At 39.4% G+C, this 279-nt stretch carries 1 pseudogene; it reads right to left on the bottom strand.

The window, feature by feature from the left end:
- A pseudogene (locus AB4486_RS28680) lies at positions 1-185 on the bottom strand (DUF4345 domain-containing protein); the annotation flags it as partial.
- Between the last annotated feature and the right edge of the window lie 94 nt (positions 186-279).

Here is a 279-nt window from a genome sequence, read left to right as displayed (position 1 = left end):
ATCCAAAACAGAGCCAACGCTAAGTACAACCCCATCACAGCACGAAAGATATGAGTGACATTGATAGGGCTAGCATCAATTCCGAAAAGATAATCAAGGGAGACAACGGGGGCATAACCGTACGACAACGCAATCGGTGTTAAACCCAAAACAGCGACGAACAAAAAAACACTTTGTGGCTTCATATCCTTACTCTTTTAATTTGGCTCTTTTCAAAAAACATAGTCTACAATCAGCAATATACAAGTTGCATATGTGGAAAATGGATAGTTAAAACAC

The sequence above is a fragment of the Vibrio sp. 10N.222.55.C6 genome (assembly GCF_041473395.1).
In the GTDB taxonomy this organism is placed as follows: Bacteria; Pseudomonadota; Gammaproteobacteria; order Enterobacterales; family Vibrionaceae; genus Vibrio; species Vibrio crassostreae_C.
The sequence above is the reverse complement of the archived record's forward strand: the minus strand, read 5'-3'. Positions and strand labels throughout refer to the sequence as shown.